This window comes from Streptomyces sp. NPDC005576 (assembly GCF_042871745.1).
GTDB lineage: Bacteria > Actinomycetota > Actinomycetes > Streptomycetales > Streptomycetaceae > Streptomyces.
Map to the genome: position 1 here is coordinate 125,520 of NZ_JBIAJC010000009.1, position 13,048 is coordinate 138,567.

A 13,048-nucleotide genomic window follows, 5' to 3' on the forward strand; every position below is an offset into this window, starting at 1 on the left:
GAAGGGGCGGATGTGTACGGGGACGGTGCCGCCGTCCTCGTACCCGGCCGTCCGATGACGTGCGCCGGGCTCCGGGGCTTCAGCTCGGCGCCCGGGCGGTCAAGGTTCGTGCGCGACGGCCCGGTCCTGTCCGCCGGGAGCGGATCGACCCCGCCGGGGGTTGCCATTCCCCGCCCGCCATGGGGGAGGATGGCGTACAACCGCACGAAGGGAAATAACGGTGAGCATCGATCCGTCCTCGATTCCTAATTTCGGGGGCCAGCCCGAACCGCAGGCGGCAGGACCGGAGGGCCCCGTCGTCCCTGACCAGGACCTCGTCAAGCAGCTCCTGGAGCAGATGGAGCTCAAGTTCGTCGTCGACGACGAGGGCGACCTCGCGGCGCCGTGGGAAGAGTTCCGCACGTACTTCATGTTCCGGGGCGAGGCCGACCAGCAGGTCTTCTCGGTGCGGACGTTCTACGACCGTCCGCACGACGTCGACCAGCGTGCCGTCCTGCTGGACGCCATCGACGACTGGAACCGCCGCACCCTGTGGCCCAAGGTCTACACGCACTCCCACGAGGGCGAGGAGGGCGAGGCCGGTTCGGTCCGCCTGATCGGTGAGGCGCAGATGCTCATCGGTACCGGCGTCGCCCTGGAGCACTTCGTCTCCTCCACGGTCAGCTGGGTCCGCGCCTCCATCGAGTTCGACAAGTGGCTCGTCGAGCGCCTCGGCCTCGCGCCGGCCGAGGAGAAGTCCGAGGGGTCCACCGAGTCCGCGGACGAGACGCCCGAGGGCTGACCGACTCCGGTCCGCGGGGGCGCGCCCGCACGACGCGTCCCCAGGACCCACCCGCACGACGCCCGGCCGGGCGGTGGTCACCACGACCGCCGACCCGGCCGTCGGCGTTTCCGGGGGGCTCCACCTGCCGCGCTCCACGCGTGGGGATCGGCATGCCGGGATCGCCACGTGGGATCAGCACGCCGGTATCAGCATGTCGCGGTCAGCGTTTCCGCAGCCCGGACAGCCTCTCGATCGCTGCTTCGAGCACGCTCGTCCGCTTGCAGAACGCGAACCGGACCTGGGTGCGGCCGGCTTCCTGGTCGTCGTAGAAGACGGCGTTGGGGACGGCGACGACGCCGGCGCGTTCGGGCAGGGAGCGGCAGAAGGCGATGCCGTCCTTCTCGCCGAGGGGGGCCACGTCGGTGGTGATGAAGTACGTGCCCTGGGGCCGGTGGACCTCGAAACCGGCGGCGGTGAGACCGGCCGTGAGGAGGTCGCGCTTGGTGCGCAGGTCCTCGCGGAAGTCGGTGAAGAAGGCGTCGGGGAGGGCCAGGGCCTCGGCGACCGCGTACTGGAGGGGGCCGCCGCTGACGAAGGTGAGGTACTGCTTCGCGGTGCGGACGGCGGTGACGAGGGCGGCGGAGCCGGTGACCCAGCCGATCTTCCAGCCCGTGTAGGAGAAGGTCTTGCCGGCCGAGGAGATGGAGACCGTGCGGTCGCGCATCCCGGGCAGGGCGATGAGGGGGATGTGGTCCCCGTCGAAGGCGAGGTGCTCGTAGACCTCGTCGGTGACGACCAGGAGGTCGTGCTCGACGGCGAGTCCGGCGATGGCCGTGAGCTCTTCGGGGGTGAGGACCATGCCCGTGGGGTTGTGCGGGCTGTTCAGGAGGAGGAGCCGGGTGCGCGGGGTGATGGCGTCCCGGAGCGCGTCCAGATCGGGGCGGAAGTCCGGCGCGCGCAGGGTGAGGGGGACGCGGACCCCGCCGGCCATGGCGATGCAGGCGGCGTACGAGTCGTAAAAGGGCTCGAAGGCGATGACCTCGTCGCCCGGCTCCAGGAGTGCCAGCATGCTCGCGGCGATGGCCTCGGTGGCGCCCGCCGTCACCAGGACCTCGGTGTCGGGGTCGAAGGCCAGCCCGTAGAAGCGCTGCTGGTGGGCGGCGACGGCGGTACGGAGTTCGGGGACCCCCGGGCCGGGCGGGTACTGATTGCCCCTGCCCTCGCGCAGGGCGCGGACCGCGGCCTCGCGGATCTCCTCCGGACCGTCGGTGTCGGGGAAGCCCTGCCCCAGGTTGATGGCGCCGGTCGTGAGCGCCAGGGCCGACATCTCCGCGAAGATCGTCGTCCCGTGCCCGTCCAGCCTGCGGTTCAGCAGCGGCCTGCGGCTCATCTCTCCACCGTCCTCGATGCGGGCCGGCGTCTCCGGGACCCACGGGCCATCCTGTCGGCAAGCTCTGGAGTTGCTCAAGTCCGCTTTGGCGCGGATGCGGCGGGGGCATCCAGTGGGCATCCGGATAGGTTCGGTGGGCGGCGGGGGCCGCACGGGGGACGGAAGGATGTGAGGACGTGACGTACGTCCTGGTGGGGCTGATCGTGCTGGCGGTGGCGGGGGTCGTCGTGACCGTCGTGAGGTGGTCGGGGCGGATGCGGCCGGCGTCCTCCCCGCGAGCGGGCCGGCCCGGCGGTACCGCGGCGCGGGGTGGGCCGCGGGGGTACAAGGTGAGTACGAAGAAGGCGCGTCGCTCGTCGGCGCGCGGGCGCTCGTCCGGCGACAGCTGGTGGGCGGGTGACGGCGGCGGTCCGTCCGACGGAGGTCACTCCGGCCATTCGGGCGGCCACTCCTGCGGCGGTGGCCACTCCTGCGGCGGTGGCCACTCCTGCGGCGGTGGCTCCTCGTGCGGCGGTGGCTGCGGTGGGGGCGGCGGCGACTGACGCGAGGCGTCGGTGCTGCGGTGCCGCAACGACGCCATGTGCGCTGCCGGTTGAGTGTTGGTGGAGGGCGGGGTCCGGCCGGAGTTGATCAACTCCGGCCGGACCCCGCCCTGTTGTGGATCTTCGTTGCGGCCGGGCGGGTTCCGGACGGGTCGGAGGTGAGCCGGGAGGCGCGCGGGGGCGTTCTGGTTGAACAGTTGAGCTGTACTGCCCCCCAGGGGATGGAAACCACGTCAAGTTGGGCAAAAACGCGGTGAGTACGGCGTAGTTCGTGATTCCCTCGTTTGACAGAACATTTCAGCCCACGGACCCCAGTTGGGCCGGATCGCGCGCTTCCCACCTCTCCTTCGTCAATGCTCCGGTGGCGCCCCCTGCTCATGTGTCCCTGCGTTTGCGGAGCCGACCCATGCTCACGTCCCTTCAGACGGCCTATTCCGACACCCGCGCTGCCGATCTGGCGTGGGCACTCGGCAGGGAGCCGCTCCCCGCCCTCGCCGTGCTGGATCTCCAGCTAGGCGGCGCCACCCTGCAGTTGAGGCTGCTCGGCGCCTCCCACCAGGTCCTCCTGGAGGAGGATGGCGGTACCTGTTCGGAGACCGTGGCCTGTCTCCCGGGCAGTCGCACCCCGCTGCCCCTGGGGGTGGCCAAGCAGCTCGGCGACCGGGAGTACGAGTTCGCCGCACGCGTGGAGACCCTCAACGAGGGGCAGTTCGCTGCTCGGGCGCAGGAGTTGCTCGCCTTGGTGGCCGAGCACCCGCACGGCCTGGCAGGCACGTTTCCGGGGAGCCCGTACGCCTTCACCGCGATGCTGGCGCAGCGCTCCGAGGGGCAGGTGCGGTGGCGCACCTGGCACGCGTACCCGCAGGAAGGGCAGTTGGTCGTCACGCGGACCCGGGTCGGGGTGCGGATTCCGGTGCTGCCCAGAGGCGGGGTGAACTCCGGGGCGGTGTGCGGGGTGTCGGGTGTTCCGGCGTTGGTGGAGCAGCCGACTCGCGCCAGCCGGGAGGTGTTTCCGCCCGCGCGGGCCCTCCCCGCGCCTGCCGTCCCCGCGCCTGCCGTCCCCGCCCCGGCAGTGCGCGTCCCGGCCGGCTCCGTCGCGTCCGGTGTGCCCGTCCTGTTGCCCTGAGGTGTCCGAAAACCGTTCGGCGTGCGGGTCGTTGGCGTGCGCCGGTGAGCGGTCGGCGCACGCCGGGCGCTCGCTCCGGAGCCCCATGTGCACCCTTGCGGGTGACACGGCGCGCAGGGATCGTGACGTAGCGTTCCGGGCATGATCGACCAGCAGGTGCCCCTCCTCGGGGGTGTGGCGCCCCTTCCCGTACACCCGCGGACCGGCCGGTTCCTCGTGCTGGCCTCCGTTTTCGTCTGCGCCGCCTGCGGCCTGGTGTACGAGCTCGAACTGGTCGCCATGGCCTCCTACTTGATCGGCGACTCCGTGACGCAGGCGTCGGTGGTGCTCTCCGTGATGGTCTTCGCGATGGGCCTCGGCTCGCTCCTCGCGAAACGTTTACGCTGTCACGCCGCGGTGGGCTTCGCCCTGATCGAGGTGGCGCTCGCGCTGGTCGGCGGGTTCTCCGCGCTGGTGCTGTACGCCTCCTTCGCCTGGCTCGGGGAGTCGCGCGTCGCGCTGGTCGGGTTCTCGCTGGCGATCGGCGTCCTCATCGGGGCGGAGATCCCCCTGCTGATGACGCTGATCCAGCGGGTCGACCGGCAGGACGCGGGCGGGACCGTCGCCGACCTGTTCGCGGCGGACTACGTGGGAGCCCTGGTGGGCGGGCTGGCCTTCCCCTTCCTGCTGCTGCCGGTGCTGGGGCAGCTGACCGGCGCGCTCTTCACCGGCGCGGTCAACGCGGCGGCGGGCGGCGCCCTGATCCTCTGGCTCTTCCGCCGTGACCTCACCGCACGGTCCCGCTGGCTCCTCGTCCTCGCCGGGGTCTGCGCGATGGCCCTGCTGGCCACCGCCACCGTGCTGGTGGACGACTTCGAGCGCGCCGCGCGCCGGGCGGTGTACGGGGACGAGGTGCGGGTCGCGGTGCAGACAGGGGTGCAGGAGGTCGTCCTCACCGGCGCCGGGCGCGACTCCCTCGACCTCTACCTCGACGGCCGGCTGCGGGTCAGGGCCGGCGACGAGTTCCGGTACCACGAGGCCCTCGTGCACCCCGTGATGAAGGGGCCGCACGCCCGGGTGCTGGTCCTCGGCGGCGGTGACGGGCTGGCCGCCCGCGAGGTGCTGCGCTACTCCGACGTACGCCGGGTCACGGTGGTCGAGCTGGACCCGGGGGTCACCCGTCTGGCCCGTACCGACCCCGCGCTCGCCGCCCTCAACGGCCACGCCTACGCCGACCCGCGGCTGACGGCGGTCACGGCGGACGCGTTCACCTGGCTGCGGACGGCGCACCAGCGCTACGACGTGGTCATATCCGATCTGCCGGACCCCGGCATCACGGCGAGCACCAAGCTGTACTCCGCCGAGTTCTACGGTCTGGTCGGGCGGGTGGTCGCCCCCGACGGCCGGTTCGTGGTGCACGCGGGGCCGCCGGGGAAGCGGCCGCGCACCTACTGGACGGTGGACGCGACCGTGCGCGCGAGCGGCATGGCCACCCGCCCGTACCGGGTCCTCGGGCGGCGGTCCGGGTTCGCGAGCCCGGACCGGGTGGCCGGCGACTCGGGGGCCGCCGAGGACTGGGGCTTCGTACTGGCGGCCCCGGGCGGGGCCGCGCCCACGCTGGGGCTCGGCCCCCGGACCCCCGCCCTGCGGTCGCTCGACGCGGAAGAGCTGGCGGCCGACGGACGGGCCGCGGAGGGGATGCGGATGCCCGGACAGCCGCCGTCCACGCTGCTGCATCCGCGCTACGCCTCGGAGACCTGACGCGAGGGCCGGAGCGTGAGTAGGCTCGGTTTCATGGAGCATGAGGTGTTCGTTCCGGTTCCGGTCGCGTCCCTGCGGAGCGCACTCGGGGACCCCGCACGGGCGGCGCGCTGCGTCCCGTCCCTCCAGCAGGACGCAGGTGCGTCCGAGGCGCTCGCCGGCCGGCTGCGGTTCCGGGTGGACGGCCACACGATCACCTACCGCGGCGCCCTGGCGCTGACCGCGACCGGGGAGGACACCGTCTCCGTCACCGGCGAGGGCGCGGCCGCCCGGGGGGCGGGGTCGGTGAAGGTGGCCCTGACGATCACCCTCGAAGGCTCCGGGAGCGAGGCCGAGGGCACCTCGGGCACGACGATCCGGTACGCGGGCACGGCCACGGGCGACGGACGGCTCGCCGAGCTCGACGCCGAGGCCGTACGCGCCGCCGTCCGTCGGCTGCTCGACCGCTTCACCCAGCAGCTCGTCACGGAGAGCCTGGGCGCCCACGAGACCCACGAGACCTCTGGGTCCCGGGATGTGCGTGAGGCGCCAGGGACGGCCGGTGCGCCCGGAGGCGCGGGCGCCAAGTCCACCGGCACTCCCGCCGACGCGTCCTCCGACGCCGCTCCCTACGAGGACACCGACACCGACACCAGCACCGGCATCGAGGCGCGGGCGGACGCCGAGACCCGTCCGGACCGGGGCGACACGGGCTCTCCGGCCGGGGAGGGCTCCCCGGCGGACGAGGGCGCCCCGTCCGGAGCGGGCGCCGGCCCCGTCTTCGACGCCCCGGTGCCGCCCTCCGCGCTCGACGCGGGCGCCGGCATCGAGTTCGCCGTCCCGGACGAGCCGCCGGCCGAGGCCGCGCACGCCCGGCGCACCATGATCGGGCGGAGCGCCGAGGAGGTGGACCACGCGCCGCCGCGCGGCCGGTACGCACCCGTCCCGTCGCCGGAGACCACCTCCGCCTCCTCCGCCCTGCGGTGGGCGGCCCCCGCGGCGGCCCTCGCCATCGCCTCCGCCGTGGTGGTGGGGCGGGCACTGCGGCGCCGAGGGTGAGCGCGCCAGTAGGGTCGTTCCGTGAGTAGCGAGAAGAGTGTCCGGCTGACCGCCGGCGACGCCGAGTTGACCATCGACCCCGTCCGAGGGTGCCGGATCACCAGCCTGCGGATCGGGGGTACCGAACTGCTGCGGCAGGGCGAGCGGTACGGCTGTTTCCCCATGGTGCCGTGGTGCGGGAGGACCGCGTACGGCGAGTTCCGCAACGGCGACACGGTGCACACCCTGCCGCTCAATTCGCCGCCGCACGCCATCCACGGCACCGGCCGCGACACCTCCTGGACCACCGCGCGCGAGGTGGAGGGGGAGGCCGCCTTCTACTACGACCTCGCCGAACCGTGGCCGTACAAGGGTCGGGTGACGCAGACCTTCGAGCTCTCCGGGGACGCCCTGACGATCCGCCTGGCGGTGGAGACGCCACGAGACTCCTTCCCGGCGCAGGCCGGCTGGCACCCCTGGTTCCTGCGCAACATCGGCGGCCAGGACGCCCGACTCTCCTTCGACGCTGCCTGGCAGGAGGAGCGCGGCGCGGACCACATGCCGACCGGACGACGCGTCGACCCGCTTCCCGGACCCTGGGACGACTGCTTCGGGATGCCGGACGGGGTGAAGGCCACGATCACCTGGCCGGAGCAGCTGGAGCTGAAGGTCACCAGCCGCGACGAGTGGGTCGTGATCTACGACGAGCAGGACGAGGCCATCTGCGTGGAGCCGCAGTCCGGTCCGCCGAACGGGCTGAACTCCACGCCGCGCCTCGTCACGCCGATCGAGCCGCTGGAGATGGCGACCACCTGGAGCTGGGCTCGGCTCTGAGGAACCCGGCTCCGCCCCGTACTCTCGACGGTATGACTGACGTACGCGCTGACCTGCTCCAGCAGATCAAGGACAAGGCCGTGGTGCACGGCAAGGTGACCCTCTCCTCGGGTCTGGAAGCCGACTGGTACATCGACCTGCGCCGGATCACGCTGGACGGCAAGGCCGCGCCGCTGGTCGGCCAGGTCATGCTCGACCTCACCGCCGAGCTGGACTTCGACTGCGTCGGCGGTCTGACCCTGGGCGCCGACCCGGTCGCCACCTCGATGCTGCACGCCTCCGCGGCGCGCGGTGGGACGCTGGACGCCTTCGTCGTCCGCAAGGCGCAGAAGGCGCACGGGATGCAGCGCCGCATCGAGGGCACCGACGTCAAGGGCCGCCGTTGCCTGGTGGTCGAGGACACCTCGACCACCGGCGGGTCCCCGCTGACCGCCGTCGAGGCCGTCCGCGAAGCCGGTGGCGAGGTCGTCGCCGTCGCCACCATCGTGGAGCGGGGTGCCGCCCCGGCGATCGCCGAGGCGGGGCTGCCGTACCTGCACGTCTACTCGGTCGCCGATCTCGACCTGGCCTGAAGGCCGGGCAGCCTCTGATCCACTCGGGGCAAGCCTCTCTGACCTGCGGTTCTGTCCGGGGCGCGCTGTTTCACGTGAAACAGTGCGCCCCGGACCCGTTTCTGCGGGGGTCCTCCGGGTGGAGTCCCCGCAGGAGTCTGGGAAGATGAGCACGACGATGACGTCGCCCCCAGGTCAGGGACCAGCACTGCACACCCGCACATCCCAAGGAGCGGACAGATGCCCATCGCAACCCCCGAGGTCTACGCCGAGATGCTCGACCGGGCGAAGGCAGGCAAGTTCGCCTACCCGGCCATCAACGTGACCTCGACTCAGACCCTCCACGCGGCTCTGCGCGGTTTCGCCGAGGCCGAGAGCGACGGCATCGTCCAGATCTCCACCGGTGGCGCGGAGTTCCTGGGCGGCCAGTACAACAAGGACATGGTGACTGGCGCCGTGGCCCTCGCCGAGTTCGCGCACATCGTCGCCGCCAAGTACGACATCACCGTGGCGCTGCACACCGACCACTGCCCCAAGGACAAGCTGGACGGCTACGTCCGTCCGCTGCTCGACATCTCCGCCGAGCGCGTTGCCAAGGGCCTCAACCCGCTCTTCCAGTCCCACATGTGGGACGGTTCGGCCGAGACCCTCGCGGACAACCTGGCCATCGGTCAGGAGCTGCTCGCCAAGGCCGCCGCCGCCAAGATCATCCTTGAGGTCGAGATCACCCCGACCGGTGGCGAGGAGGACGGCGTCACGCACGAGATCAACGACGAGCTCTACACCACCGTCGACGACGCGCTGCGGACCGCCGAGGCGCTCGGCCTGGGCGAGAAGGGCCGCTACCTGCTGGCCGCCTCCTTCGGCAACGTCCACGGCGTCTACAAGCCGGGCAACGTCGTGCTCCGCCCCGAGCTCCTGAAGGACCTCCAGGAGGGCGTCGGCGCCAAGTACGGCAAGACCTCCCCGTTCGACTTCGTCTTCCACGGCGGCTCCGGCTCCACCGCGCAGGAGATCGCCACCGCGCTGGAGAACGGCGTCGTGAAGATGAACCTCGACACCGACACCCAGTACGCCTTCACCCGCCCGATCGCTGACCACATGTTCAGCAACTACGACGGCGTGCTGAAGGTCGACGGCGAGGTCGGCAACAAGAAGACCTACGACCCCCGCACCTGGGGCAAGTCCGCCGAGGCGGGCATGGCCGTGCGGGTCACCGAGGCGTGCGCCAACCTGCGCTCCACGGGCACCAAGCTGAAGTAGGCGCGCGGGGCCGCGAGGTCCCGTCCGGCGTGCGTCGCGGGCCCGACTCTCCTGGGTGATCCCCGGTGAGGTCGGGCCCGCGACATGTGCGGCCCCGGTCGAGCAGCCGAGTGCCGCCGTCCGAGGCCGGGAGCCCGGACCCGGGCCCGTACGAACCCCGTGAACGATCGAGCCGTGTGAGGCACCGCTGTGAGTCCGTCCTACGATTTCGACGCCGTCGTCGACCGCCGGGGCACCTGGAGCGTGCAGTGGGACGGGGTCGCCGACCGGTTCGGGGTGGACGGGCTGCTGCCGTTCACCATCTCCGACATGGACTTCCGGACCGCGCCCGAGGTGCTGCACGCGCTGCGCGCCCGGATCGACCACGGGGTGTTCGGTTACACCGACTGGCAGCAGGACGACTTCCGTTCGGCGATAGCCCACTGGTACGCCACCCGCCACGGCACCACCGTCGACACCGGGCAGCTCGTCTACGGGCCCTCCGTGCTCAACCAGCTCTCCCAGCTGCTGCGGATGTGGACCGGCGCCGGCGACGCGGTGGTCACCCACACCCCGACGTACGACGGTTTCCGCAAGGCGGTCCTCGGCCTGGGGCGTGAACTGCGCGGGGTGCCGGTCGGTGACGACGCGGAGCTGGAGCGGGAGCTCGCCCGTCCTGAAGCGAAGGTGCTGCTGCTCTGCTCGCCCCACAACCCCACGGGACGGGTGTGGACGGAGGCCGAACTCACGCGGATGGCGGAACTGGCCGCCGGCCACGGTGTGCTGGTGATCAGCGACGAGATCCACGCGGACTTCGCCCACGAGGGACACCGGCACGTGCCGTGGACCCGGGTGGCGGACCGGGGCCCCGCACGCTGGGCGCTCATCACCTCCGGGTCGAAGGCCTTCAACTTCCCCGGGCTGACCGGCTCGTACGGGCTGATCGGCGACCCGGCGGACCGCGCCGCGTACCTGCGGCGGATGTCGACGGCGGAGGGGCTGGAGTCCCCCGCGGTGCTCTCGCTCACCGCCCACATCGCCGCGTACCGCGAGGGCGGCCCGTGGCTCGACGCCGCCCGCACCTACATCGCGGGGAACCTGGCCCTGGTCGAGGAGCGGCTGCGCGCCGCCTTCCCGGAGCTGGGCTGGCGCCCGCCGCAGGCGGGTTACCTCGCCTGGATCGATCTGAGGCCGCTCGGCCTGGACGACGACGCCCTCCAGCGGGTGCTGATCGAGCGGGAAAGGGTCGCCATCATGCCCGGCGGGGTCTACGGTTCGGACGGTTTCGTCCGGTTCAACGTCGGCTGCCCGCGCGCCAAGGCGGAGGCGGGCGTCGACGCACTGGTCCGGGCGATCCGTTCGCTGCGGTAACCGGCGTACGGGGCCGTGTCCGGCAGTCCGCGTCGTCGGACACGGCGGGAATTGTCGGACCGGCCCAGGTACGTTCGGCGCCGCCCACTGGCTGCCGCGCCGAGTGGCGGGGATGCTGCCCTCATGGGTGAGACCCCCGAAACAGAGCCGGCCACCGGTGCGCAGAAGGCCGCCGGGGAGATCCGGGCCGCCTCGGCTCCGGGGCGGTGGATCGTGCTGACCACCGTCCTCGGCTCCGGCATGGCGATGCTGGACTCCACCGTCATCAACGTGGCACTGCCCCGGATCGGTCAGGATCTCGGTACCGACCTGGCGGCGCTCCAGTGGACCGTCAACGCCTACATGCTGACCCTCGCCGGGCTGATCCTGCTGGGCGGGGCGCTCGGCGACCGGTACGGGCGCCGGCGGGTCTTCGTCGTCGGCGTGATCTGGTTCGCCCTCGCCTCGCTGGTCTGTGCCGTCGCGCCGAACGCCGCCGTACTGATCGCGGCGCGCGCCTTCCAGGGGATCGGCGGGGCGCTGCTCACACCGGGATCGCTGGCGCTCATCCAGGCGAGCTTCCACCCGGACGACCGCGCGCGGGCGGTCGGACTCTGGTCCGGCTTCGGCGGGGTGGGAGCCGCCATCGGCCCGTTCGTGGGCGGCTGGCTCGTCGACGGGCCCGGCTGGCGGTGGGTCTTCCTGCTCAACCTTCCGGTCGCCGCGCTCTGCGTCCCCGTCGCCCTGCGCCACGTGCCGGAGTCGCGGGACCCGCGTGCCCACGGGCGCTTCGACGTCCTCGGGGCGGTGCTCGGGGCCGTGTCGCTGGCCCTGGTGACCTACGCGCTGATCGAGGCGCCGGGGCGCGGCGCCTCGCCCGCGGTGATCGGCGCGGCGGTGGGCGGGGTGCTGCTGGGGGCGGCGTTCGTCCAGGTGGAGCGGCGGCGGCGGGACCCGATGGTGCCTCCGGCGATCTTCCGCTCGCGGCTGTTCACGGTGGTCAACCTGGTGACCTTCTGCGTGTACGCGGCGCTGGGCGGCTTCTTCTTCCTCTCCGCGATCCAACTCCAGGTCGTGGCGGGCTACTCGGCGCTCGGCGCCGGCACCGCGCTGCTCCCGACGACCGTGCTGATGCTCTTCTTCTCGGCCGCCTCCGGTGAACTGGGCCACCGCATCGGCCCCCGCATCCCGCTCACCGTCGGCCCGCTGCTGGCCGCCGGGGGCATGCTGCTGATGCTGCGGGTCGGGCCGGGGAGCGCCTCCGTGACCGGGTACATGAGCGAAGTGCTGCCCGCCGTCGTGGTGCTGGGCCTGGGGCTCGTCACCCTGGTCGCGCCGCTCACCGCGACCGTGCTGGCTGCCGTGGACACCGGGCAGGCAGGGCTGGCCAGCGGCATCAACAACGCCGCCGCCCGCGCTGCCGGGCTGATCGCGGTCGCCGCGCTGCCGCTGCTCGCGGGGATGGGCCCGGAGGCGTACCGGGACGCGGGAGAGTTCGCCGCGACGTTCCGGCGGGCGATGCCGATGTGCGCGGGGCTCCTGGTGGCGGGGGCGGTGCTCGCCTTCTGCGCGGTACGGACACCGACGGCAGCCCCCGCTCCGGCGCCGGGTACGGACCGCGGCCGGGACACGGGCCGCGACTCCGGCCGGGACCGGGCGGCGGTGGGCGGCGGGGTGCGTCCGGAGGAGGGGCCCTGCCGACCCGAGTGCACCGTGCACTGCGGGATCGTGGCGCCGCCCCTGGAGCCCGCCCGGCGGCGGCCCGAGGGGTGACAGGGCACCCGGGCCCGGAGAGGTGCCGGCGGCGGGCCCGGCGGTGGGCCGGGCCGTGTCCCGGAACGGCGGGGTGCCAGGCACACTGGGACCCATGTCCATCCACGAGAACCTGCTCGGGGGCCCCGCCCCGACCCACCTGCCCGACGACCCGGAGCCGCGCGAACTGCTCGCCGGCGGCACCCCGCCGGCCGAGGTCGCGGCGAAGTACCCCACCTCCTCGCTCGCCTGGGCGCAGCTGGCCGACGACGCCTTCGAGGGCGGCCGGGTCATCGAGTCGTACGCCTACGCCCGCACCGGCTACCACCGCGGGCTCGACGCCCTGCGCCGGGCCGGCTGGAAGGGCCACGGGCCCGTCCCGTTCGAGCACGAGCCGAACCGCGGTTTCCTCCGCGCGCTGCACGCCCTCGCGCGGGCCGCCGGATCCATCGGGGAGCAGGAGGAGTACGAGCGCTGCTCGACCTTCCTCCGCGACTCCTCGCCGACGGCCGCCGACATCCTGGGCTGACCGCCGCCGACATCCTGAGCTGATCCGGCCCCGGCGCGTCCGGGGCGCCGCGTACGCGCGCGGGGCGCCCCTCGTGCCGGCTCAACCGGCCCGCAGCCCGCTTTGTCGGCTGCGGGCCGGTATGCGTCGCGGAGGAGGCCGGGAGCGGAATCGAGCCCCGCCCAAGCCGAGCCACCGGGCCGTTCCCGGTCGTAGGATGCGCCGCAGGGGAC

11 protein-coding genes and 1 pseudogene are annotated in these 13,048 nt (G+C 72.9%); 11 read left to right on the plus strand and 1 reads right to left on the minus strand.

What is annotated here, in order from left to right; genetic code table 11:
• The first annotated feature begins 220 nt into the window (after nt 1-220).
• Nucleotides 221-781, plus strand: coding sequence for a YbjN domain-containing protein (locus tag ACFYPN_RS17735; RefSeq protein ID WP_358764754.1), 561 nt, complete (start codon nt 221-223; stop codon nt 779-781).
• 202 nt (nt 782-983) lie between these two features.
• Here ACFYPN_RS17735 and ACFYPN_RS17740 read toward each other — a convergent pair whose 3' ends face one another.
• Complete coding sequence (locus ACFYPN_RS17740) at nt 984-2,153, minus strand: pyridoxal phosphate-dependent aminotransferase (protein ID WP_358764752.1); 1,170 nt, start codon at nt 2,151-2,153, stop codon at nt 984-986.
• Nucleotides 2,154-2,329: 176 nt separating this feature from the next.
• Here ACFYPN_RS17740 and ACFYPN_RS17745 point away from each other — a divergent pair, with 176 nt between their 5' ends.
• The 10 genes and pseudogenes from ACFYPN_RS17745 (at nt 2,330) to ACFYPN_RS17790 (ending at nt 12,836) form a co-directional block, all read left to right on the plus strand.
• Nucleotides 2,330-2,695 (plus strand): hypothetical protein, encoded by a 366-nt coding sequence (locus ACFYPN_RS17745; RefSeq protein ID WP_389299175.1) that lies wholly within the window; start codon nt 2,330-2,332, stop codon nt 2,693-2,695.
• 406 nt (nt 2,696-3,101) lie between these two features.
• Nucleotides 3,102-3,608 (plus strand): annotated as a pseudogene (locus ACFYPN_RS17750) (DUF2617 family protein); the annotation flags it as partial.
• 354 nt (nt 3,609-3,962) lie between these two features.
• Entirely contained in the window at nt 3,963-5,561 is a 1,599-nt protein-coding gene (locus ACFYPN_RS17755) for a polyamine aminopropyltransferase (protein WP_358765546.1), read from the plus strand.
• Nucleotides 5,562-5,594: 33 nt separating this feature from the next.
• The gene (locus tag ACFYPN_RS17760; protein WP_389299177.1) at nt 5,595-6,599 is read left to right on the plus strand and encodes an SRPBCC domain-containing protein; all 1,005 of its coding nucleotides are present in this window, start codon (nt 5,595-5,597) and stop codon (nt 6,597-6,599) included.
• Between the two features lie 21 nt (nt 6,600-6,620).
• The gene (locus ACFYPN_RS17765; RefSeq protein ID WP_358765549.1) at nt 6,621-7,412 is read left to right on the plus strand and encodes an aldose 1-epimerase; all 792 of its coding nucleotides are present in this window, start codon (nt 6,621-6,623) and stop codon (nt 7,410-7,412) included.
• 32 nt (nt 7,413-7,444) lie between these two features.
• Entirely contained in the window at nt 7,445-7,984 is a 540-nt protein-coding gene (gene pyrE / locus ACFYPN_RS17770) for an orotate phosphoribosyltransferase (RefSeq protein ID WP_358765551.1), read from the plus strand.
• Between the two features lie 219 nt (nt 7,985-8,203).
• The gene (gene fbaA, locus ACFYPN_RS17775) at nt 8,204-9,226 is read left to right on the plus strand and encodes a class II fructose-bisphosphate aldolase (RefSeq protein WP_266707035.1); all 1,023 of its coding nucleotides are present in this window, start codon (nt 8,204-8,206) and stop codon (nt 9,224-9,226) included.
• A 189-nt stretch (nt 9,227-9,415) separates the two neighbouring features.
• A complete protein-coding gene (locus ACFYPN_RS17780; protein WP_358765553.1) occupies nt 9,416-10,576 on the plus strand; it encodes a MalY/PatB family protein in 1,161 nt (386 codons plus the stop codon).
• A 123-nt stretch (nt 10,577-10,699) separates the two neighbouring features.
• The gene (locus ACFYPN_RS17785; protein WP_358765555.1) at nt 10,700-12,328 is read left to right on the plus strand and encodes an MFS transporter; all 1,629 of its coding nucleotides are present in this window, start codon (nt 10,700-10,702) and stop codon (nt 12,326-12,328) included.
• Between the two features lie 94 nt (nt 12,329-12,422).
• Nucleotides 12,423-12,836, plus strand: coding sequence for a DUF3151 domain-containing protein (locus tag ACFYPN_RS17790; RefSeq protein WP_358765556.1), 414 nt, complete (start codon nt 12,423-12,425; stop codon nt 12,834-12,836).
• Nucleotides 12,837-13,048 lie beyond the last annotated feature (212 nt).